We start from the raw sequence: 21,101 nt of genomic DNA on the forward strand, positions 1-21,101 counted from the left end.
CCTCAACGCATCGCCGCCTTGGGCGTAAAATCGGTCGAGGAAGCTCTGGAGTCGGCATGATTAACGATTCATGCCGGCGGAAAGGTCAGGTGGAGATTCAGATGGTCGCACCACCCCCGGATTGATCTGCGTCAACCCCGGACGAATCCTGCCGCGCGGCGCAGCTCAGTCCTGGGGCACGCTGCCGCGGAGGCCGCGGGAGCTCGGCATCAGCGCCGCGAGACGGGCATCGCTCTTCGGCGGCGCGATGAAGGTCCGCGCGAGCTTCTTGGGCATGTCGAGATCGAACGGCCGGCTCGGCGGCAGCGTCGCTTTGCTGACCAGGTGCGTGGCCTGGCTGGCAGGTGCGGCGGCAGCGGGGGCTTCCGGAGCGAAAGCCAGCGGCGCATTGGCGAAGGAGGTCGGCACGGAGGAGGCGCTGCCGGCGAGCGGCGCCGGCTCGGTGACTGCGGCCAGCTGGTAGCTCGGCTCCTCGATGCGGCGGCGCTCCGGACGCTCGCCTTTGACATAGAAGGCGTTGCCGCCCGCCACGGTCACATAATGCATGTTGGCGTAGGAGAAGCGCAGGCCGGCCATGTGGAAATGCTTGGCGTTGCCGACGGCCTCGTTGCGCTTGCCGCCGAGGATGGCGTCGGCGGCCGCCTCGGCCTTCGGCATGTCGCGCGCCACCATCTGGCGGGTCAGCACGCCCGGCGCGAACTGGCGCGGTGCGCCGACGACGCCGCAGATCGTCTCGGGATAGCGCGGAGCTCCCACCCGGTTCATCACGACCGTGCCGACGCCGAGCAGGCCCGATTCGCTCGACCGGTTCGATTCGAAATACATCGCGCGGACCAGGCACTCGCGCTCGCGCGGGTCGGCCTTGGCCAGCTCAATCGCGCGCTTGCGGGTCTCGTGAGTCTGCTTCGTCGTCGTCCCGGGGCTAGCCGTCGTCGTCGAAGCGGTCTGGACCGGGGCGGTGCTGCAGGCGGCCAGAGCCGGCGCGGCCAGAGCCATCAGAAGCGGGATCGCTGCGCGGCCGTGGCGGTTCTCTCCGGTGGAACGGACGGCATTGGCAGCGATCACGGTCCGCTTCATGCGGTGACCTCCTGATTACGGGATCTCGGCTGCCGCAATCAGCGAGCCATCGTCACCGGCAAGGAAACCCGAACCTCTTATCAGAAAGTTAATTTCGGAAGGAAGAGGCAAAGATGACACGGCCGGGACCGGGCCCCGACCTGCTGCCAGGGCGCCCAATCGGCCTGCGACCGCCCGGCTGTCACACCCCGAAGATCATCGTGCCGCGGCGTTTCATCACCAGGTAGAAGCCGGTTGCTATGCTGCTCATCAGCAGCGACCAGAGCAGGCCGAGCGCTGCGACTTCGCTGAGCTCGCCATTGACCGCTCGGTCGAAGATCGCCACCGCGATGGTCTTGGTGTCGGGGCCGGCCAGGATGATCGCGGTCGTGAGATCGCGCGAGGCGTTGAGGAAGATGAAGACCCAGCCGGCCATGATCGCAGGCCAGAGCAGTGGCATCACGACCTTGAGCAGGATCTTGCCGGGCGAGGCGCCGCAGACGCCGGCCGATTCCTCAAGCTCCTTGTGGATCTGCAAGACGCCGCCATAGGTGTAGCGCATGCCGAAGGGCAGGAAGTGAACGACGAAGGCGATCACCACGATCGTCAGCGTCGAATAGAGCGGGATCGGCGCGCGCAGCGCGACATCCATCATCGCGACGCTGAGCACGATGCCGGGCAGGATCATCGGCAGCGTGATCAACTGGTCGGTGACGGCATGGAAGGCCTGCCGACGCGCGACGAGCCAGCCGCAGACCACCATCAGCGCCATCGTGATGCTGGCGGCCGCAGCCGCCGTGATCAGCGTGTTGGCGATCAGCTCGAGATAGCTCTGGCTGCCGAGCACGATCCTGAAATTGTCGAGCGTCAGCGATTTGAACGCCGCGACGCGGACCGGTCGGACGAAGGGCGTCAGCGCGATCCAGAGCAGGGTCAGGATCGGCAGCACCAGCACGACGATGCAGTTGGCCCAGATCAGAGCGCCGCCGAGCCAGCGCAGCCGCCCGAGCGGCAAAGGGCGCGGGCGAAAGCCCTTGCCGGTGACCGTAGCGAAGCGCGAGGCGTTCAGCGACAGGCGGCTGTAGAGATACATCAGGCCGGCGACGAGCACGGTCAGCACGACCGAATAGGCGCTGGCCTGGCCGACCTTGGGCGGCACCGCGGCGCGGATATCGTCATAGATGTCGGTTGTCAGCAGCTTGATGCCGGCCGAGGTGCCGACGAGCTTGGGCACGTCGAAGGCCTGCAGCGTCTTGATGAAGATGAACAGGCCCGTTGCCAGCGCGGCCGGCGCGGCCAGCGGGATCGAGACGCGCAGCATCATGGTGAGGATGCCGGCGCCGCTCATGCGCGCCGCTTCCTCCAGCTCGGCATTGGCGGTGCGGAAGCTCGCGGCGAAGAGCAGGAACGACATCGGCAGCCAGCCGAGCGTCTCGATCGCGACCATGCCGGCGATTGAGTTGACGGCGAACAGGTTGCCGCCAGTGCCGGTGAGATTGCGGTAGAGCTCGTTGAACGGGCCGACCGGGCCGAGCAGGAAGAGCCAGGCCGGGACATAGATGATCAGCGGGATGCCGAGCGACACCACCGTCATCAGATAGGCGAGCGAGCGATGCGGCGCGTCGGTCCGCTCCACCACCCAGGCGAGCGAGGCGCCGAAGAGAAGCGAGAACAGCGTCGACAGCGCGGCGAACTGGATCGAGTTCCAGCTGCTGGCGAGGATGCCCTTCTCGCTGACCAGATGGGTGAAGTTGTCGAGGGTGAAGGCGCCGTGCGAGCCGTCCGGGTTCATCACGAACAGGCTGTTCTGGACCAGCGTGATTACGGGCGGCAGCACCAGGCAGGCGATGACGAGAAGCATCGCCAGCGCCAGCAGATTGGTCTGCGCCGGGCGTTTGGCCAGCCCGGCGCGGCGTTGCTGCGGCAGTGCCGCGGCAGCGTCGATGACTTCGGTCATTTGAACAGCTCGTCGTAGATCTTCAGCCAGCCTGCCAGTGGCTCGCTCTCCTGCGAGGAGATCTCCGGCGCGAGCAGGGTCGAGGTGAAGCCGCCGGTCACCGGGCCGATGGAGGGATCCTTCGGCGGCACGTCGGGATTGCCCGGCGGATAGCCGGCCTCGGCGATGATCTTCTGCCCGTCGTCGGAGAACATGAATTCGAGGAAGAGCTTGGCGGCGTTGGGGTGCGGCGCGCCCTTGGCCAGCGCGATGACGCCGAGATTGGCCACGAGCGGCTCCATCTTGACCCAGGCGATCGGGGCTTCCTTGGCCCGGCTGATCACCGCGTGATGGTTATAGGTCATCAGGCCGATCGCGTATTGGCCGGAGATCACCTTGTCGAGGATGACGCGCTGGTTACCGGGTTCGCGCACGATCTTCTGCTTCGAGAGCTCGCGCAGATAGGCCATGCCCTTGTCCTGGCCCATCACGGAAAGGACATTGCCGATGAAGCCGGCCGGTCCGGAGATGGCGCGGGTATCGGTCCAGACCATCTTGCCGCGCCATTTCGGGTCGAGCAGGTCGTCATAGGTCTTGGGCGCCTCGGCTGCCTTGACCAGATCGGTATTGTAGGTCGTCGTCAGATAGAGCGCGTAGATGCCGGAATAGAGCTGGCTCTGCGGCTTGAAGGTCGGCGCGTATTTGGCGAGCGCATCGGGCACGAAGGGCTCGATCAGCCCGGCCTTGCTCAGCGGCGGGATCGAGGTGCCCGGCGAGTCGAACAGGTCGACCTCCATCTTGCCGGCCCGCGCCTGGCTGGTGATTTTCAGCACCGTGTCGGAATCGCCGGCCGTCGCGTAGCGGACCTCGATGCCGTACTTGACCTGGAACTTCTCCGCCAGCGGCCGCACCACCTGGCTTACCACCATGCCGGTGTACCAGACGAGCTGACGCTCGGCCTTGGCCTTGGCGATCAACTCGGCAGCGGGCTGGCTCTGGGCGAAGCCGGCGGTCGGCAACAGCGCGAGCGTGCTCGCCCCGGCAATGAAGCCGCGTCTGGTCTGCATGTCCTTCCTCCCAATCCTTACTGTGCGCCGGTGCTGGCGCCTCGAATTCCTGGCGATCTGCTGCCGCCGTGGCGCCCCTCGATCGAGAGGGGAGCATACTAGGGGAAACTGCCTGCGCGGCTGGGGCGGGTCAAACGAGTAAACGAGACAGGCGCATGAGGAATTCTCAATGGTCCTGGGCTTGGCCACTCGCTGGCCCGGCATCCGCGAAACCCGTTCGAGCGAAGAAATCCCGGAGTGTCGCTGCCACCAGTTCCGGCGTATCGATCGCCATGACATGGCCGGTCTCCAGGACCAGGAATTCCGCGCCCGCGATCTTGTTGGCGACGCCCGCGACATGCTCCGGCGGGCGCGCCGCATCGTGGCGCCCGGCGGCGACGAGTGTGGGGCAACGTATCGCCGCCAGATCGGCATTGAGATCGAGCCCGGCGAGCATCCGCCAGGTCGCTGCCAGTCCGGCCGGATCTGCGGCGAGGCGCAGTTCTTCATAGCGAGAGCGCGGCTTTGCGGCTTCATCGGCGAAGGCCTGGCGGATGCCGAGACGCTCGATCGCGGCGATCCGCTGCTCGGTCCGTGCCCGCTTCGCCTCCTCCAGCACGGTCGCCGGCGCGAGCAAGGTGAGTGCCGCGATCGCCTGCGGATGGCGCGCGGCGAAGGTGGCGGCCACCGCTGCCCCGACCGCAGCGCCGGCGACGGCGACGGGCCCGGTGATGGCGAGCGCGGCGAGGAGGGCGGCGAGGTCGTCCGCCGCCTGCGCGATGGCGTAGGGCCCAGGCGGCTTCTCCGACAGCCCGGCGCCGCGCTGGTCATAGCGCAGCACACTCGCGAAAGGCGCGAGCAGCGGCACGACAGCATCCCAGCTCTCCAGCATCCCGCCCATCTCGTGCAGCAACACGATCGTCGCAGGCGGCCCCGCTTGCAGGTCGTAACGCAGTTGGACGCCGTTGGCCTCGATCCAGCGGTTCGGCATGAAACGCACCTCCCGCCGCGAGCCTTGGCTTCGCAACGAGCCGGCGTCAAACGAGGGAAACTGAGCCGGGTTTGAGGAATGCTGCGGTAACGGCTCTTGTGAGCATTGCTCAATCGCTCTTTCGGTTAAGTCGTTTGACCCGACCCTGGCCTTGCGAAAAACCTCCGAAGCCTCGCCGGCGATCCGGCCGGGGCTTTCGCGCAAGTCAAAATGAGGTTTCCGCATGACGGGTTCGCTGTCCGGGGTCGCTTCGGTGATCGGCATCGGCCAGAGCGATTGGGTCGGGGACCACAAGCGGGTTCGGGCCGGCGAGCGGCTGCATGATTCCTATGGCTATGGCGCGCAAGCGTTTCTCTCGGCGCTGGCCGATTCCGGCATCGAGCGCGACGAGATCGACGGGCTGATCGTCGGGCCGACCACCGCCTATGAGCGCGTCGGCGAACTGCTTGGCCTGAATGTCCGCTGGGGCGGGCAGGCGGATGCGATGACGGCGGTGATGGAAGCCTGCATGGCGATCCGTGCCGGCCTCGCCTCGGTCGTCGCGCTGGTCTACGGCAACGACCAGCGCTCGGCGCAGGTCAACTATGGCGGCCCTGATGCGCAGGGCGGCGGCGCCTTCCTCGCTTATGTCTATCACGCGCCCTGGGGCTTCACCTCGCAGGGCGCGCTCTATGCGATGATGGCGCGCCGCTACATGCATGAGCGCGGCCTGACGGAAGCCGAGCTCGGCGAGGTCGCGGTGGCGCTGCGCCTCGCCGCCTCGCGCAATCCGCGCGCCCTGATGCGCAAGCCGATCACCGTCGAGGACTATCTCGCTTCGCCCTTCATCTGCGAGCCGCTGCATCTCTTCGACTATTGCCTGATCAATGATGGCGGCGTCGCGCTGATCATCGCCGAGGCCGGCAAGGCGCGCCGCGTCGGCCGGGCTCCGGTCGCGATCAAGGGCGTCGGCCGCTACGATCTCAATCGCGGCGCCACCAGCCTCGAGCCGCGCCTGCTCGATTATTATTTGCCGGCACAACAAGCGGTCGCCAACCAGGTCTTCGAGATGGCCTCGCTCGGCCCCAGGGATATGGACGCGCTGCAGATCTACGACAGCTTTTCGCTGCACATCCCGCTCGCACTCGAAGGCTATGGCTATTGCCCGGCCGGCGGCGCCGGCCAGTTCATGCGCGAGACCGGCATCTCGCTGGCCAAGGGCCTGCCGGTGAACACCAGCGGCGGACACCTCTCCGAAAGCTACATGCAGGGCTGGAATCACCAGATCGAAGCGGTTCGGCAGGTCCGCGGCGAGGCCGGGGACCATCAGGTCGAGCGCTGCCGCCACGTCCACTACAGCTCCGACGTCGCCGGCAAGGCGATCTCGATCATCTACGGAGCCTGAGCCATGGCGAACAGCCAGCCCGTCGTCACGCTCTACGACGCCCCGATGTGGGAGAGCCTGTCCCGCGAGCGCATGCAGCTCCAGTCCTGCGGCCATTGCGGCACGCTGCGCTATCCGCCCGGGCCGATCTGCACGGCCTGTACCAGCCTCGACTATCGCTGGACCGACTTATCGGGTGGCGGCGAGATCCTCTCCTGGGTGCGCTTCCACCGTGCCTATTTCGACGATCACCCGCCGCCTTACAATGCCGTCGCGATCAGGCTCGACGAGGGGCCGATCGTCGTTTCCAACCTGCTGGGGCCGGAGCCGGAGGGCGAGTGGGTCGGCCGGCGCGTCAGGCTCGCCTATCGCCGTCATCTTGATCGCACGCAGCACGCCTTCGTGCTGTCTGAGCAACCCTGACGGCGCGCGGTCGCCTGGAGAAGATCATGTTCGAGAAAGACGTTTCCATTGTCACCCGGCACGGCCGGATGCAGGCCTTCGCCGTCCGGCCGGAAGGGCCGGGGCCTTACCCGGTCGTCATCCTCTACATGGACGCGCCCGGGATACGCGAGGAGCTGCGCCATATGGCGCGTCGGATCGCGACAGCCGGCTATTACTGCCTGCTGCCCGATCTCTATTATCGGATCGGCACCGTGCGCTTCGACCTGCCGCGGCGCGACGAGCGTATGTCGGCCGTGGTCGGCGCCTGCATGCGCTCGATCGACAATGAGCGCACCACCGACGACACCGCCGGCATGCTCGCCTTCCTCGATGGCGAGGCCGAGGCGAATGCTCAGAAGGTCTCCTGTCTCGGCTTCTGCATGAGCGGACGCTATGTCGTTGCGGCCGCCGCGAAGTTCGGCTCGCGCATCGCCTCGGCCGCCTCGCTCTATGGCGTCGGCCTCGTCACCGAGGATGAGGGCTCGCCCCACAAGCTGGTCGCGAAGGTGCCGGGCGAGCTCTATTTTGCCTTTGCCGAAACCGACGGAGCTGCTCCGCCGGCGACGATCGCCGCGCTGCAGGAGGCGCTCGCCGCGACCAGCGTGACGCATGACGTCGATGTCTTCCCGAACAGCGAGCACGGTTACTGCTTCACCGCCGGCCGCTGCTACCAGCCGGAGGCGGCCGAGGCGACCTGGGCCAAGCTCTTCGCGCTCTGGAAGCGGACGCTGGCGTAAGCTCATGGCTCCTGCAGCGCCCAGCATGCTCGATCGGACGCGGCCATGACGGCACGGCGCCCCTATGCCGGCTTCACCGTCGCCGAGGTGATCTCCGACGCGGCGGACGACGCGCTCGTGCTCGCCGCCGGCATGGCCGGGCGCATCCTTGCCGATCTCGGTGCCGATGTGGTCCGTCGGCGTGGGCGCGATCGCGACTTCGAAGGCAGTACCGAGCTGTTCCTGTCGCACGGCAAGACGATGTCGAACGAGGGGGCGGGCGAACTGCTCGGCCGTGCGGATGTCGCGCTCGTCGATGGCGCTGTGCTGCGGGAACGCGGGCGGGCGGGCCTGCCCTTCGTCACTGCGGTGCTCAGCCTGTTCGGCGGAGCCCTCGCCGAGAGCGACAGGCCGGCCAGCGCCTTCACCGCCGCGGCTTCTGCCGGGTTGCTGGCGATGGTCGGCGATCCCCAGCGCGAACCCTTGCGCCTCGGCGGTCATCAGGAGGCCTTCGCCCTCGGCCTCTCCGCCTATGCCGGCCTGGCGGCAGCACTGGCCTCGGCGCGCCCACTTGGCGCCCCTGTGACGATCCGCGCCAGCCTGCTCGAGACCCTCGTCTGGCTGAACTGGAAGGCGGTGCCGCTAGAGGGCTACGATGTCCTGCCTGGCCGCACTGGCGCCGCCGCGGAATGGCAGGTGCTGCGCTGCGCCGACGGGTATGCCGTGCTGGTCTATCAGGAGCCGGACTGGCTGCGGCTGAAGGCGGCGCTGGCCGAGCCCGCTCTGGATGAGCCGCGCTTTTCGATACGGGCGAGCCGGCTCGCCTATCTGGGTGAGCTCGCCGCGATCATCCAGCAGCGCTTCCTGACGCTGACTCGCCGCGAGATCCATGCTCTGGCGCGGCAGCATCGTCTGCCGATCGGGCCGGTCTGGAGCCCGGTCGAGGCATTCGACGAACCGCACAACCAGGCGCGGGGCCTGTTCGAGTCGCTTGGCGTCGATCCCAGAGTGCAGGCACCGCGCCTGCCGCTGGTCTGGCTCGGTCAGGCGGCCGCCCGACAGGCTAAGATTGCGGCGGGAGCGGCGTGATGAAGCTGCTGGAAGGCTGCCGTGTCCTCGATCTCGGCATCATCACTGCCGGCGCTGCGACGGCGGCGCTGCTCGCCGATTTCGGCGCCGAAGTGATCAAGGTGGAATCGCCGACCTATCGCGATCCGTTCCGCGTCTGGAGCGCGCAGGATGAATCGGGCGCGATGCCGCCCCTGTTTCGCGCGACCAACCGCAACAAGCGCGCGATCAGCATCGACCTGAAGCGGCCGGAAGGACAGGCGATCCTGCTGCGCCTGGTGCGCCGCGCCGATGTCGTGGTCGAGAATTTCCGGCGCGGCGTGATGGAAGGGCTCGGGCTGAGCTTCGCCAGATTGCGCGAGGCCAATCCCGACATCATCCTCGCCTCGATATCGAGCCAGGGCGAGACTGGCCCCGATGCCGGCCATGTCTCCTATGGCTCGACGCTGGAGGCACTGAGCGGGCTCGCCTGGGTGACCGGCTATCAGGGTGGCAAGCCGGAAGTCTCCGGCCGCGACGTCAACTATCCCGACCAGATCGTCGCGCTGTTCGCGGCCGGCGCGATCGCGACGGCGTTGCGCTCGGTGCGCAAGGGCGAGGGCGGCAGCCATCTCGACCTGTCGCAGCGCGATCTCGCCGCCTTCATGATTGGCGATCGCTTTGCCGCTGCCTCGCAAGGCGAGGCCGTCACCCGCCAGGGCAACGCCCAGCCGCATTATCCGCTGCAGGACTGTTTCCTGGCCGCTGATGGCAACTGGGTCGCGCTTTCGGTATCGCCCCCGGCGTTGCCGCTGCTGTCGGATGCGCTTGCGGCTGACGGTCTCGATCGCCGGGATGTCCTTCGGGAGGCTGTGGCGGCGGCGGTCGAGGCGCGATCCGCCCGGGAGGCGGTGAGCTTCTTCGTCGCCCTCGGCGTGCCCGCCGCCGTCGTCAATGACGGCAACGGCATGATGGCCGGCTGGGGCGAGGCCTGGCAGCACGCTTTGCAGCGCGATGAGAGCGGCTTGATCGTCAAGGGCTTCCCGCTCCAGGTCGACGAGGCGCCGCTCACGATCGAGCGTCCGGCGCCGCAGGTCGGCGCCGAGACCTATGCCGTCCTCGCCGAGATCGCCGGCTATAGCCGCAGCGAGATCGCCGATTTCACCGCTGCCGACATTATCGAGACCGCGCGCTGAAGCGGTGCCGGCCGCTCAGGCCGGCACCAGGCTCTCGCCGCCGGGCAGCCGCATATGGCGCACGGTGGCCTCGTATTCGATCGATTGTCCCAAGATCCAGTCGCGGAACTCGGCGACGCCGGGCTTCTTCACCGCATGCTCGACATAGGTGAGGTAGTAAGCGATGCCGTTGTCGTGGATGAAATCGAACGGCGCCACCAGCCGGCCGGCGTTGAGGTCCTCCAGCACCAGCGCCATCTGCCCGATGGCCATGCCGATGCCTTCCATCGCCGATTGATAGGCGAGGGTCGAGCTTTCGAAATAGAGCCCGCGGTCGCTCTCGATATGCTGTCCGCCGGCGGCGTCGAACCATTCGCGCCAGTCATCGGGCCGGACGGTGGAGTGCAGCAGGGTCTGCTCGGCGAGGATGTCGATGCCGATCTCGGGGCCGAGGCGCTCCAGGAAGGCCGGGCTGCACACCGGGATCAGCGCGCTGCCGGCAAGGCGATGCGAGGTCAGGCCTGGCCAGTCGCCGTCGCCCTGCTGGATCGCGATGTCGATGTCGCCCATCGAGAGCTGGTTGATCGGCCGCGGCGAGAGCGAGGTGGCGAGCTGGATCTCCCGCTTCGGATAGAGGCGGTGGAACAGCGGCAGGCGCGGCACGAGCCAGCGCAAGGTGAAGGTCATCGGGCAGTGCACACGCAGCGAGCTTTCGCCCTGCGCGCCCATCAATCGCTTGGTGGCGCGCTCCATCTGGTCGAACGCGGTGCCGAGTGCCGCGACATAGTCGTTTGCCTCGGCGGAGATGCGCAGGTCCCGGCCGGTGCGCTCGAATAGCTCGACCCCGAGCACATCCTCCAGCAGCTTGATCTGCCGGCTGATCGCGCCGGGTGTCACCGAGAGCTCGTCGGCGGCCTTGGTGAAGCTGACATGCCGGCCAGCCGCCTCGAAGGCGCGCAGTGCGTTCAGCGGGGGCAGGCGACGCAGCATGACTCACACGCTTGATGATTTCTCACAGGTGGCCTCCCTTTTAGTCGATTGACGGTTTTGCGCTTTTCGCGTTGCCTGTGGGTCACCGGCGATGATGGATCAAATCGCCTGGATCATCAACAGGATGAAGCATGTTTTGCCTCGGTTTCGAGTCGATTTCGATGCAGATGCGGGCGCCGCGGCAGGATTTCGCGGCGACGCCGCCTCATGTGATTTTTCCTGAGCCTGGGCCGGCCAAATGATGAGGCTTTTCTGGTCGCCGCGCTCGCCCTTCGTGCGCAAGGTCCTGGTCGTCGTCCATGAGGTCGGCTTGAACGATGTGATCGAGCGCGTGCCGATGGTCATCCTCTCGACCCAGCCGAATGACACGCTGCTCGCGCTCAATCCGCTTGGCCAGATTCCGACCCTGGTCACGGAAGGCGGCGAGGCGATCTACGATTCCGTGGCGATCTGCCATTACCTCGACGTCGTGCGCGGCGGCGGCCGGCTGCACCCGCCAGCGCCCGACGCGCGGACGGCTGCGCTTCGGCGCCAGGCCCTTGGCGACGGGCTCTCATGGCTCTTGCTCAACTGGTTGGGCGAGCGCTCGCGCCGGCAGGGCGAGCAATCGGCCATGCGCATCGCCGCCGTGCACAAGAAGCTGCCGCACATCTTCCGAGTGCTGGAGGCGGAGGCCGCCGCGGCGGACGCCGCGTCCTTCGATGTCGGCCATGCCGCGATCGTCGCGGCGCTCGGCTATCTCGATTTCCGCTTCGCGCCGGACTTCCTCTGGCATGAGCGCTATCCGCGGCTGGCGCAGTGGTGGCAGGGCGCGCAGCAGCGTCCCTCCGTCGCGGCGACGGTGCATTACGACGAACTCGCGACGGCCGGCTCCGCCCTGTCGCGCCAGAAGGGTAGGGCATGAGCATCAACGGACAGGCCTATATCGTCGGCGCTTATGAGCATCCTCTGCGCAGGGCGCCGGACAAGTCGCTGGCGCAGCTCCATGCCGAGGTCGCGCTCGGCGCGCTCGCCGATGCCGGGCTGAGCAAGGACGATGTCGACGGCTATTTCTGCGGCGGCGACGTGCCGGGCACCGGCCCGTTCTCGATGGTCGACTATCTCAACCTTAGGGTTCGCCACGCCGATTCCACCAATATCGGCGGCGCCTCCTACATCCTGCACGTCAACCACGCGGCGCAGGCGATCGCGGCCGGGAAATGCGACGTGGCACTGATCACGCTCGCCGGCAGGCCGCGCAGCGAGGGCGTGCCCAAGGGCGGGCTGAAGCGGGCTGACAGCCCGGTCCAGCCGGATTATGTCTGGGAAACCCCGTTCGGCATGACGATTCTCAATGTCTACGCCATGTGCGCGATGCGCCACATGCACGAATTCGGCACGACCCCCGAGCAATTGGCCTGGGTCAAGGTCGCGGCCTCCCATCACGCGCAGCACAATCCCAACGCCATGCTGCGTGATCTCGTCACCGTCGACGACGTGCTGAACTCGACGCTGGTCGCCGACCCCCTGCACAAGCTCGATTGCTGCATCGTCTCGGATGGCGGCGGCGCCGTCATCGTCACCCGGCCGGAGATCGCCCGCCAACTGAAGCGCCCGCTGGTGAAGATCCGCGGCGCGGGCGAGGCGGTGAAGCACACTGCCGGCGGCGCGATCGACCTGACCTATTCGGCCGGGCGGTTCAGCGGCGCGGCCGCCTTCGCCGAGGCCAATCTCACACCTGCCGACGTCAAATACGCCTCGGTCTATGACAGCTTCACTATCACCGTGATCGTGCAGCTCGAGGATCTCGGTTTCTGCGCCAAGGGCGAGGGCGGCCGCTTCGTCGCCGACGGCAATTTGATCGCCGGCGTCGGCCGCTTGCCGGTCAACACCGATGGCGGGGGCCTTTGCAACAACCATCCGTTCAATCGCGGCGGCATCACCAAGATCATCGAGGCCGTCCGGCAATTGCGCGGCGAGGCACATCCGGCCGTCCAGGTCGCCAATTGCGACATCGCGCTGGCGCACGGCACCGGCGGCATGCTCGGCACCAGGCATGGCGGCGCCACCCTCATCATGGAGCGGGAGTGAAGCCCATGTCGGTTTTGCGTGAGGCGCTGGATCACCAGCCCGAGACCAAGGCGTTCTGGAGCGAGCTCGCCGAGGGCCGTTTCACCCTGCGCCATTGCCGCGCCTGCGAGCGGGCGCACTGGTATCCGCGGGCGATCTGCCCGCATTGCGCCAGCCCGGAGACCGAATGGCGGCCGGCGAGCGGGCAGGGCGCGATCTATTCCTACAGCATCGCCCGCACCGCGGTTGAGCCTTTCGCCATCGCCTATGTCACCCTCGCGGAAGGGCCGACCATGATGACGAACATCGTCGGCAGCGACTTCGCTGACATCGCGATAGGCAAGCCCGTCGAGATCGCCTTCGGCCATCAGGTCGAGGACGGCATCACCTTGCCGGTCTTCAGGCTCGCCTGAGGCGACGCCTGCCCCAAGCCGATTTGCGCGGCGTGCTCGATCGCGCCGCGCGCGACCATAACGAGATCAGAGGAAACGACCATGCCGACAGCCCTGTCACGCTCGCTCGCCGGTTTCGCCTCCGGCCTGCGCTATGAGCACTTGCCGGCCCGCGCGCTCGACGCCGTCCGCACCGGCATGGCCGACACGGTCGGCGTCATGCTCTCCGGCATCGACATGCCGGTCTCCCGCCATGTCCTCGCCAGCCTTGGCACGCGCGGCGTCAAGAGTGACGCGCGCATCCAGCTCGGTGCCGAGAAGGCCTCGGTCGCCGACGCGACGCTGGTCAACGCGGTGACGACGAGCAGCGTCGTCTTTGACGACGTCGCCTTCGCCGGCTGCCATACCAGCACCGTGCTGATGCCGGCGCTGCTTGCCGACGGCGAGCGGATCGGCGCCAGCGGCAAGCAGGTCATCCAGGCCTACGCCGCTGGTTATGAAGCCTGGGCGCGGCTCGCCGAGCGCGATCCCGACAGCTATTCGAGCAAGGGCTGGCATGCCACCGCCTGCTTTGGTCCATCGGCCGTCGCCCTCGCCCTCGCCAATCTGCGCGGCTTCGACGAGGCGACGACGCTGCGCGCGCTCGGCATCGCCGCCTCGATGTCGGGCGGCATCACCGCGAGCTTCGATACCGATGTCGGCCCGTTCCAGATCGGGCGCGGCGCTGCTGGCGGCGTGCTGGCAGCACAGCTCGCCGAGGCCGGCATGTCGGCGCCAGCCGATGCGCTGGAGCGGTCGGGGCGCGGCATGCTGGTCGCGCTCTCGCCCAAGGGCGCCGTCGATCTGGAGAGCCCGCTCGACGACCTCGGCCGCGCCTGGCGCCTCGAAAGCATCGGCATCAACGTCAAGCAGTATCCGTTCGGCAATATTGCGCAGCGGGCCGTGGACGGCGCGCTCGATCTGGCGAATGCGCATGACGTCAGGCCGCAGCAGGTGACGCGGGTCGAATTGCTGATCAGCGACGCGCAATATGCAGTGATCTCGAAATCACCCTCAGTGCTGCATTTCGTGCCTTCGCACAGTGTGCCGCTGGCGGTCGCCGCGGCGCTGTTCGAGCGGCGCGTCACCTTCGATGCGCTGGAGGAGGCCTTCCACGCTCGCCCCGAGGTCCAGGCGCTGATGAAGAAGGTCGAGACCGTCGCCGACAGCCGTATCCCGGCCGACACCCAGCCCAATCTCGGCTTCAGCGGCGGCGTCCGGTTGCACCTGGCCGATGGCCGCGTGCTCGAAAGCCCCAGCGTCGACTACGCTCGCGGCCACTGGACGCGGCCGATGAGCGAGGCCGAGCTCTGGCAGAAATTCTGGTCCTGCAGCAGCAAGCAGCTCGCCGAACCGCAAGCCGACAAACTCTTCGCCAGCCTGATCAAGCTCGACGAGGTCGCCAACGTCGGAACGCTTAATCGTTGAGCGATCGCGATGCTGAACAGCCGCGGAGAGCAGCCACATCGAGCTTTCGATTGAGGAAAGCTCATCGGCCTGCGCGGTTAACTCGTTTGACCGCTGATGGCGCCGGTCCTACCTCGGCTGCAGTCAGCGTTTGATCCGGCGGAGAGACTAAGATGGTCCCCGACACCCCATCGCTCCAGTTCAGCCAGGCCGGTCATGTCGCGACCATCGTGCTCGACCGGCAGCCGGCGCTGAACGCGATCGACCCGGAGACGGGCGCTGCCCTCGTCGCCTGCTTCGAGCGGATCGCGAGCGACGACAGCATTCGGGCTGTGGTCCTGACCGGGGCCGGCGAGCGGGCTTTCAGCGCCGGCGCCGACCTCAAGAAGACCGCCGAGGTCACGGGTCCCTATGTGGCGCAGGCTTTCGCCGGCGGTGGAGACAATAGCTTCGCATCGGCGCTCGACTGCGAGAAGCCACTGATCGCCGCGATCAATGGCTTGGCTCTCGGCGGCGGGCTGGAGCTTGCCTTGGCCTGTGACATCCGCCTGGCGGCGCCGCAAGCGCGCTTCGGCCTGCCGGAGGTCAAGGTCGGCACGATCCCCGGCGCCGGTGGCACGCAGCGTCTGCCACGCAGCATCGGCCAGAGCGACGCGATGCTGATGCTGCTTTCGGGCGACATGATCGATGCGCCGGAAGCGCTGCGCCTCGGCCTGATCAGCCGGATCATTCCCGCACCGGATCTGCTGGCGGAAGCGCAGGCGCTCGCCGCCAGGATCGCGGCAAATGCGCCGCTTTCGGTCCGGGCGGTCAAGCGCCTCGTCCGCAGCGGTGGCGAATTGCCATTGCCCGAAGCGCTGCGGCTGGAGCGCCTGGTCTGGGGCATGCTGCACGATACGCAGGACAGGGCGGAGGGCCGGCGCGCCTTCGCCGAGAAACGCCCGCCCGTCTTCACCGGGCGCTGAGACTGGAAGTGAGAGGCCTATGATCGACAAGCAGGTTCCCGACATGGCCGCGGCACTGGCTGATATAGGCGACGGCGCCTCCGTCCTGGTCGGTGGTTTCGGCGCGGTCGGCCAGCCCAATGCGCTGATCGACGCGCTGGCCCTGAGCGGCGTGCGCGGCCTGACGGTGATCGCCAACAATGCCGGCTTCGAGCCGCAGACCGGGCTCGGCAAGCTGATCGGTAGCGGCGCCGTGTCGAAGCTGATCTGCAGCTTCCCGCGTGGCTCCACCGCCTTCGATGCGCGCTATGAGAAGGACGAGATCGAGCTCGAGGTCGTGCCGCAGGGCACGTTGGCTGAGCGGATCAGGGCGGCCGGCGCCGGGATCGGCGCCTTCTACACGCCGACCGGCGCGGGCACACGCCTCGCCGAGGGCAAGGAAACCCGCAACATCGGCGGGCGCGACCACGTCCTGGAATATGCGCTCGGCGCCGATGTCGCGCTGATCCAGGCCTACACCGCCGATCGCTGGGGCAACCTGACCTACAAGGGTAGCGGCCGGAATTTCAACCCGATCATGGCGATGGCGGGCAGGCTCACCGTCGCCCAGGTCGGAAACGTCGTGCCGCTCGGCGAGCTCGATCCCGACATCATCGTCACGCCCGGCATCTTTGTGAACCGCGTGTTGACGGTCGCGGGCGGCGATCCGCCTCTGGCGACGACATCAGCCAGCAAGGAGGGCGCCCGATGACTGCCGCGCTGGATCACACCCCGTTCAGCCGCAAGGAGATGGCTGGCCTCGTCGCTAACGACATCGCCGAGGGCTGGTACGTCAATCTCGGCATCGGTTTGCCGACCCTGGTCGCCGACCACATTCCTGCCGGGCGCGAAGTCGTGCTGCATTCCGAGAACGGCATCCTCGGCATGGGCCCGGTGCCCGGCTCGAACGAGGCCGATCCTTGGCTGGTCAACGCCGGCAAGGAGAACGTCACCTTGGTGGCGGGCGCTGCGCTCTTCCACCACGCCGACAGCTTCGCGATGATCCGCGGTGGCCATATCGACCTCTGCGTGCTCGGCGCCTTCGAGATCGCCGAGACCGGCGACCTTGCCAACTGGTCGACCTCCGGCAGCGATCGTACGCCCGCGGTCGGCGGCGCCATGGACCTCGCCGCCGGCGCCCGCAATGTCTGGGTGATGACTACCCATGTCACCAAGGCGGGCGAGCCCAAGCTGGTGCGGCAATGCCGCTATCCGCTGACCGCGGCAAAGGCGGTGAACCGCGTCTATTCGGATCTTGCGGTCATCGACGTGACCGAGGGCGGCTTCGTGGTGCGCGCCATGGCACCGGGGATCACGCAAGGCAGGCTGCAGGAATTGACCGGCGCGCCCCTTACATTTTCGCTGAGGTGAACGCGTGTTGCGGGAGGAAAGACAATGACGGCGGACACCACCGCGGCGATCGAGGTCCGGGGCCTTGAGAAGATCTTCTTCAACACGCAGGACGGGCCGGCCGGCGGCGTCCGCGATGTCGCCTTCGCGCTGAAGCCCGGCACCTTCTTCACCCTGCTCGGGCCGAGCGGCTGCGGCAAGACCACGACCCTGCGCTGCATCGCCGGGCTGGAGCAGCCGGACCGTGGCTTGATCCGAGTCGGCACGCAGCCGCTCTTCGATGATGCCACCGGCGTCAACGTGCCGCTCAACCGGCGCAATATCGGCATGGTCTTCCAGTCCTATGCGATCTGGCCACATATGAGCGTGTTCGAGAACGTCGCCTTCCCCTTGCGCGTCTCGAAGGACCACGGCTTCGACCGCTCGCAGATCGAGCGGATGACCAATGACGCCCTGAAGCGGGTCGGTCTCGACGGCTATGGCAGCCGCTCGGCGACGCGCCTCTCGGGTGGCCAGCAGCAGCGCGTCGCGCTCGCCCGCGCCATCGTGCGCCAGCCGAAATTGCTGCTGCTCGACGAGCCGCTCTCCAATCTCGATGCGACCTTGCGCGAGGAGATGCGCACCGAACTGAAGCGGCTGCAGCAGGAGGTCGGCGTCACCACCATCTACGTCACGCACGACCAGGCCGAGGCGCTCGAAATGTCCGATCTTGTCGCGGTCATGGATCGCGGCCGGATCGTCCAGCTCGACCATCCGCGCGAGATCTATTTTCGGCCGGCCAACCGCTTCGTCGCCGGCTTCGTCGGCGCGACCAACCTGCTCGACGGCACGCTCGCCGCGCCGCCTGACAGCCGCGGCGTCGCCAGGGTCAGCCTGGGCGCTGCCGGTGAGGTCGGCTGCCTGCTGCAGGGCGGCGTCGCAGTGGGTCAACCGGTCGCCGTCTCGATCAGGCCCGAGGCTTTCGTGCTGCGGACGCCACAGTGCCCGGTGGCGGACGGGTCGAGCCGGCTCACCGGCACGGTCGAGGTCTCCGGCTTCCTCGGCAACATGATGCGCTATCGCGTTCGGGTGGCCGGGGGCGTGCTCCAGGTCAGCGCCGGCGCCGAGACGGTGTTCGGCAACGGCACTGAGGTCTGCCTCGACGTGCGCGACGAGGCGGTGCTGGGCCTTGCCTCGGAGGTCACGGCGAAGGCGGCCTGAGCCCGTGACCTGCCGGTATTGAGATAACAGAGTTGCTTTCTTGGTTTGAGTTTTGATCGTTTCTAGATGAGAAAATTGACATGGATGGAGAATAGATAATCTGCGTTGATTGCCTTCGTGATTGTCATAACAAGAAGAGGGTGGTCATGAATTCTGACGACAAAGCTGCTTTTGCCGACGCCTTGCAAGGTTACGAGCCCGATCGGCGAAGGCTTCTGCGAGCCGGCGCCGCCCTTGGCCTGGCTGCGTTCGCGTTCTCACAAGCGAGCGGCGCGAGCGCTGCGCCGGCGGCCGATCAGGGCGTGAAGCCGGTGCCGCCACCGGCGCCGATCAAGGCGAGCGAAGGCCTGGTCGAGGTCGGGGACGGGCACAGCCTCTGGTATTTCGACACCGGCGGCGACGGTGTGCCGGTGATCTTCCTGCATGCGGGAACGGGCAGCGGGCTGGTCTGGCTCTACCAGACGCCGGTCTTCGCCAAGGCCGGCTATCGCGTTATCGGCTATTCCCGCCGCGGCTATCACGGCTCGGTCGTCGGTGATCCGGCCAAGCCCGGCACCGGAGCCGGTGACCTGCTCAAGCTGGTCGACCATCTCAAGTTGACGAAATTCCATCTCGTCGGCTCGGCGGCCGGCGGCATGGTCGCGACCGATTTCGCGGTGTCGCATCCGCAGCGCCTGCGCAGCCTCGTGCTCTCCAACACGATCGTCGGCATCCGCGACGAGGATTACCGGGCGATCTACAAGCTGATCTGGCCGAAGGAGTTCGACGCCCTGCCGCACGACTTCAAGGAGCTCGGCCCGTCCTATCGCCATCTCGATCAGGAGGGCCGCCGCCTCTGGAACGAGCTGGAGCACAAGGCCAAGACGGGGAAGATGGAGAGCCAGGCCTATGAGAACAACGTGACCTGGAAATCGATCGCGGCCTGGCGCATGCCGGTGCTGGTGGTGACCGGCGACGGCGACCTCTACACGCCGCCCTCCATGGCGCGCCTGGTCCATTCCCGCATCCAGGGCGCCGAGTTCAGCCTGATCCCCGATTGCGGCCACTCCGCCTATTGGGAGCGCCCGGAGATCTGGAACGAGCTGGTGCTGGGCTTCATCGGCAAGCACAGCGCCTGAGCGCCAAAAGGCCATCTCGGGAGCCGGGGCGATCCTGGCTCCCGAGACAGGGTGTCCTGAGCGACAATGCGGATGTCTCCTACTTTAATTGCTGACATGGCAATTTTTTGAATTTAGTTTGGCTGTAACAGCAATCTTAATTGACAAATTCAACTGAAAACGCAAAATTAATGGAATGGCGTCTGCGGCCCACCGAGGCCTCGACAAGAATGCAGAGCGCCGCGAGGGAGGATCGCGATGTTCAAACGCTCATTAGCGGCGTTCGTCGGCAGTGTTCTGGCCTGTGCAGCGTTCACGACCCCGGCAATCGCCGGAAAGGCCGACGATACGCTGACCTGGGCGACGTCGACCGAGATCGACACCTTCGACATCTATTATCAAGGTCTGCGCGAAGTGGTCATCGCGACCATGTTCAATTGCGACTCGCTGTTCCATCGCGATCCCGCCAGCGGCGAATACAAGCCGCTCCTGGCCTCGTCCTATCGCTGGGTCGACGATGTCACGCTCGAGGTCGAGCTACGCAAGGGCATCAAGTTCCATGATGGCACCGAGCTCGACGCCGAGGACGTGGTCTCGACCTTCCGCCATGTGATGCCGGCCGATAGCGGCATCAATGTCCGCCTCGCGATCGACTGGATCAAGGCGGTCGAGGCGGTCGATCCGTACAAGGTCCGCTTCATCGCCAAGGCGCCGACGCCGGCCGCGCTCGAGTTCCTCTCGGGCAACACCGCGATCTACCCGTCCGGCCATTACGACAAGGCGCCGGTCGTCAGCGCCGCCGGCGGCAAGACCCGGCGCGACTGGGGCGCGGTCCGGCCGGTCTGCACCGGCCCCTACATCATGAAGGACTTCAAGGCCGGCCAGTCCGCCACCTTCGTGAGGAACCCCGATTACTTCAAGGAGAGCCCGAAAGGGCAGCCGAAGATCGGCAAGATCGTCTACCGCACCATCGCTGACAATGAGGCACAGCTCGCCGAGCTGCTCGCCGGCACCGTCGACTGGATCTGGGGTGTGCCGCCCGAGAACGTGTCGCAGCTCTCCGCCATGGGCGTCACCGTCAAGACCGCGCCGACGACGCGGATGTCCTTCCTGCTGTTCGACGCCGCCGGGCGCTCGGGCGACACGCCGCTTAGGGATGTTCGGGTCCGCCAGGCGATCTTCCATGCCATCGACCGGGAGGCGGTCGCGAAGCTCGTCGGCAACTCGGCCGAGGTGCTGAAGTCGATGTGCTACCCAACGCAGGTCGGCTGCACCGCCGACGTCACCCAGCACGCCTATGACCCCGCCAAGGCCAAGGCGCTGCTGGCTGAGGCCGGCTATGCCAAGGGGCTGAAGCTTCCCTTCTATGCCTATCGCGACAAATCCTATTCGGAGGCGGTGCTCGCCTATCTGCGCGCCGTCGGCATCGAGCCCGATTTCCGTTTCATCCAGAACGTCGCGCTGCGGCCGCTGATCATCGGCGGCAAGGCCGAGCTCGCGCATCTGACCTGGGGCTCGCAGGGCATGCAGGACGCCTCCGCCTCGGTCAGCCTCTACTTCAAGTTCGGCGTCGACGACTACGCTCGCGATGCCGAGGTCAAGGATCTGCTCGACAAGGCCGACAGCACCATGGACCCGGCGCAGCGCCGCGCGCTCTACGCCAAGGCCCTGGAGAGGATCAACGCCCAGGCTTATGGCGTGCCGCTCTTCGCCTATGGCCGGGCCTACGCCTACACAAGGGATCTCGACTATCCGGTGACCCCGGACGAGCTCGCCCATTTTTATCTGGCGCGCTGGAAGTAGCTGGTATCGGGCTGGGC

General features: G+C 66.9%; 20 protein-coding genes. 15 read left to right on the forward strand and 5 right to left on the reverse strand.

From position 1 onward, the window contains the following. Window positions 1-165: 165 nt before the first annotated feature. From AC1DS0_RS27040 to AC1DS0_RS27055, 4 genes are all read right to left on the reverse strand, one after another. Window positions 166-1,077 carry a cell wall hydrolase gene (locus tag AC1DS0_RS27040; protein WP_476817313.1) on the reverse strand — a complete coding sequence of 304 codons (912 nt, stop codon included), beginning with the start codon at window positions 1,075-1,077 and terminating at the stop codon, window positions 166-168. Window positions 1,078-1,258: 181 nt separating this feature from the next. Next, on the reverse strand, window positions 1,259-3,013 hold the full coding sequence (locus tag AC1DS0_RS27045; RefSeq protein WP_476817314.1) for an ABC transporter permease: 1,755 nt from the start codon (window positions 3,011-3,013) through the stop codon (window positions 1,259-1,261). Beyond that, entirely contained in the window at window positions 3,010-4,059 is a 1,050-nt protein-coding gene (locus tag AC1DS0_RS27050) for an ABC transporter substrate-binding protein (RefSeq protein ID WP_476817315.1), read from the reverse strand. The genes AC1DS0_RS27045 and AC1DS0_RS27050 overlap by 4 nt, the downstream gene beginning before the upstream one ends. A gap of 166 nt (window positions 4,060-4,225) precedes the next feature. After that, a complete protein-coding gene (locus AC1DS0_RS27055; RefSeq protein ID WP_476817316.1) occupies window positions 4,226-5,029 on the reverse strand; it encodes an alpha/beta fold hydrolase in 804 nt (267 codons plus the stop codon). Between the two features lie 223 nt (window positions 5,030-5,252). Here AC1DS0_RS27055 and AC1DS0_RS27060 point away from each other — a divergent pair, with 223 nt between their 5' ends. From AC1DS0_RS27060 to AC1DS0_RS27080, 5 genes are read left to right on the forward strand one after another with little or no spacing between them, the layout of a single operon-like run. Then, window positions 5,253-6,413, forward strand: a complete 1,161-nt coding sequence (locus AC1DS0_RS27060) for a thiolase family protein (protein ID WP_476817317.1) — start codon at window positions 5,253-5,255, stop codon at window positions 6,411-6,413. Between the two features lie 3 nt (window positions 6,414-6,416). Continuing rightward, window positions 6,417-6,815 (forward strand): Zn-ribbon domain-containing OB-fold protein, encoded by a 399-nt coding sequence (locus AC1DS0_RS27065; protein ID WP_476817318.1) that lies wholly within the window; start codon window positions 6,417-6,419, stop codon window positions 6,813-6,815. A 26-nt stretch (window positions 6,816-6,841) separates the two neighbouring features. After that, window positions 6,842-7,573, forward strand: a complete 732-nt coding sequence (locus AC1DS0_RS27070; RefSeq protein WP_476817319.1) for a dienelactone hydrolase family protein — start codon at window positions 6,842-6,844, stop codon at window positions 7,571-7,573. A gap of 45 nt (window positions 7,574-7,618) precedes the next feature. Further along, window positions 7,619-8,641, forward strand: coding sequence for a CoA transferase (locus AC1DS0_RS27075; RefSeq protein WP_476817320.1), 1,023 nt, complete (start codon window positions 7,619-7,621; stop codon window positions 8,639-8,641). Then, window positions 8,641-9,795: a CaiB/BaiF CoA transferase family protein gene (locus tag AC1DS0_RS27080; RefSeq protein WP_476817321.1), complete on the forward strand. Its 1,155-nt coding sequence runs from the start codon at window positions 8,641-8,643 to the stop codon at window positions 9,793-9,795. Before AC1DS0_RS27075 ends, AC1DS0_RS27080 begins: the two co-directional genes overlap by 1 nt. Window positions 9,796-9,810: 15 nt before the next feature. Here the strand turns inward: AC1DS0_RS27080 and gcvA are convergent, their stop codons facing one another. Then, window positions 9,811-10,764, reverse strand: coding sequence for a transcriptional regulator GcvA (gene gcvA, locus AC1DS0_RS27085; protein ID WP_476817322.1), 954 nt, complete (start codon window positions 10,762-10,764; stop codon window positions 9,811-9,813). A 238-nt stretch (window positions 10,765-11,002) separates the two neighbouring features. On the opposite strand from gcvA, the gene AC1DS0_RS27090 reads away from it, so the two are divergent. From AC1DS0_RS27090 to AC1DS0_RS27135, 10 genes are all read left to right on the forward strand, one after another. Beyond that, window positions 11,003-11,668, forward strand: a complete 666-nt coding sequence (locus AC1DS0_RS27090) for a glutathione S-transferase family protein (protein WP_476817323.1) — start codon at window positions 11,003-11,005, stop codon at window positions 11,666-11,668. Continuing rightward, window positions 11,665-12,834 carry a thiolase domain-containing protein gene (locus tag AC1DS0_RS27095; protein WP_476817324.1) on the forward strand — a complete coding sequence of 390 codons (1,170 nt, stop codon included), beginning with the start codon at window positions 11,665-11,667 and terminating at the stop codon, window positions 12,832-12,834. Before AC1DS0_RS27090 ends, AC1DS0_RS27095 begins: the two co-directional genes overlap by 4 nt. Before the next feature lie 5 nt (window positions 12,835-12,839). Next, complete coding sequence (locus tag AC1DS0_RS27100; protein ID WP_476817325.1) at window positions 12,840-13,226, forward strand: Zn-ribbon domain-containing OB-fold protein; 387 nt, start codon at window positions 12,840-12,842, stop codon at window positions 13,224-13,226. A gap of 81 nt (window positions 13,227-13,307) precedes the next feature. Then, window positions 13,308-14,672: an MmgE/PrpD family protein gene (locus AC1DS0_RS27105; RefSeq protein ID WP_476817326.1), complete on the forward strand. Its 1,365-nt coding sequence runs from the start codon at window positions 13,308-13,310 to the stop codon at window positions 14,670-14,672. A 152-nt stretch (window positions 14,673-14,824) separates the two neighbouring features. Then, complete coding sequence (locus tag AC1DS0_RS27110) at window positions 14,825-15,616, forward strand: enoyl-CoA hydratase/isomerase family protein (protein WP_476817327.1); 792 nt, start codon at window positions 14,825-14,827, stop codon at window positions 15,614-15,616. Between the two features lie 22 nt (window positions 15,617-15,638). Then, the gene (locus tag AC1DS0_RS27115) at window positions 15,639-16,346 is read left to right on the forward strand and encodes a 3-oxoacid CoA-transferase subunit A (RefSeq protein ID WP_476817372.1); all 708 of its coding nucleotides are present in this window, start codon (window positions 15,639-15,641) and stop codon (window positions 16,344-16,346) included. Continuing rightward, window positions 16,343-17,005, forward strand: coding sequence for a 3-oxoacid CoA-transferase subunit B (locus tag AC1DS0_RS27120; protein ID WP_476817328.1), 663 nt, complete (start codon window positions 16,343-16,345; stop codon window positions 17,003-17,005). Before AC1DS0_RS27115 ends, AC1DS0_RS27120 begins: the two co-directional genes overlap by 4 nt. A 24-nt stretch (window positions 17,006-17,029) precedes the next feature. Beyond that, window positions 17,030-18,184, forward strand: a complete 1,155-nt coding sequence (locus AC1DS0_RS27125) for an ABC transporter ATP-binding protein (RefSeq protein ID WP_476817329.1) — start codon at window positions 17,030-17,032, stop codon at window positions 18,182-18,184. A 146-nt stretch (window positions 18,185-18,330) separates the two neighbouring features. Next, window positions 18,331-19,302, forward strand: coding sequence for an alpha/beta fold hydrolase (locus AC1DS0_RS27130; RefSeq protein ID WP_476817330.1), 972 nt, complete (start codon window positions 18,331-18,333; stop codon window positions 19,300-19,302). A 237-nt stretch (window positions 19,303-19,539) separates the two neighbouring features. Then, a complete protein-coding gene (locus AC1DS0_RS27135) occupies window positions 19,540-21,084 on the forward strand; it encodes an ABC transporter substrate-binding protein (RefSeq protein WP_476817331.1) in 1,545 nt (514 codons plus the stop codon). Window positions 21,085-21,101 lie beyond the last annotated feature (17 nt).

It is taken from the genome of Allobosea sp. P4_H5 (assembly GCF_056400825.1).

Bases quoted from the DNA above. Each gene is read 5' to 3' on its own strand.
- AC1DS0_RS27120 (WP_476817328.1), top strand. From the start codon at position 16,343: ATGACTGCCGCGCTGGATCACACCCCGTTCAGCCGCAAGGAGATGGCT.
- AC1DS0_RS27040 (WP_476817313.1), bottom strand. From the start codon at position 1,077: ATGAAGCGGACCGTGATCGCTGCCAATGCCGTCCGTTCCACCGGAGAG.
- AC1DS0_RS27050 (WP_476817315.1), bottom strand. From the start codon at position 4,059: ATGCAGACCAGACGCGGCTTCATTGCCGGGGCGAGCACGCTCGCGCTG.
- AC1DS0_RS27090 (WP_476817323.1), top strand. From the start codon at position 11,003: ATGATGAGGCTTTTCTGGTCGCCGCGCTCGCCCTTCGTGCGCAAGGTC.
- AC1DS0_RS27130 (WP_476817330.1), top strand. From the start codon at position 18,331: ATGAATTCTGACGACAAAGCTGCTTTTGCCGACGCCTTGCAAGGTTAC.
- AC1DS0_RS27075 (WP_476817320.1), top strand. From the start codon at position 7,619: ATGACGGCACGGCGCCCCTATGCCGGCTTCACCGTCGCCGAGGTGATC.
- AC1DS0_RS27125 (WP_476817329.1), top strand. From the start codon at position 17,030: ATGACGGCGGACACCACCGCGGCGATCGAGGTCCGGGGCCTTGAGAAG.
- AC1DS0_RS27045 (WP_476817314.1), bottom strand. From the start codon at position 3,013: ATGACCGAAGTCATCGACGCTGCCGCGGCACTGCCGCAGCAACGCCGC.
- AC1DS0_RS27060 (WP_476817317.1), top strand. From the start codon at position 5,253: ATGACGGGTTCGCTGTCCGGGGTCGCTTCGGTGATCGGCATCGGCCAG.
- AC1DS0_RS27065 (WP_476817318.1), top strand. From the start codon at position 6,417: ATGGCGAACAGCCAGCCCGTCGTCACGCTCTACGACGCCCCGATGTGG.
- AC1DS0_RS27135 (WP_476817331.1), top strand. From the start codon at position 19,540: ATGTTCAAACGCTCATTAGCGGCGTTCGTCGGCAGTGTTCTGGCCTGT.
- AC1DS0_RS27095 (WP_476817324.1), top strand. From the start codon at position 11,665: ATGAGCATCAACGGACAGGCCTATATCGTCGGCGCTTATGAGCATCCT.
- AC1DS0_RS27110 (WP_476817327.1), top strand. From the start codon at position 14,825: ATGGTCCCCGACACCCCATCGCTCCAGTTCAGCCAGGCCGGTCATGTC.
- AC1DS0_RS27070 (WP_476817319.1), top strand. From the start codon at position 6,842: ATGTTCGAGAAAGACGTTTCCATTGTCACCCGGCACGGCCGGATGCAG.
- AC1DS0_RS27105 (WP_476817326.1), top strand. From the start codon at position 13,308: ATGCCGACAGCCCTGTCACGCTCGCTCGCCGGTTTCGCCTCCGGCCTG.
- AC1DS0_RS27100 (WP_476817325.1), top strand. From the start codon at position 12,840: ATGTCGGTTTTGCGTGAGGCGCTGGATCACCAGCCCGAGACCAAGGCG.
- AC1DS0_RS27080 (WP_476817321.1), top strand. From the start codon at position 8,641: ATGAAGCTGCTGGAAGGCTGCCGTGTCCTCGATCTCGGCATCATCACT.
- gcvA (WP_476817322.1), bottom strand. From the start codon at position 10,764: ATGCTGCGTCGCCTGCCCCCGCTGAACGCACTGCGCGCCTTCGAGGCG.
- AC1DS0_RS27055 (WP_476817316.1), bottom strand. From the start codon at position 5,029: ATGCCGAACCGCTGGATCGAGGCCAACGGCGTCCAACTGCGTTACGAC.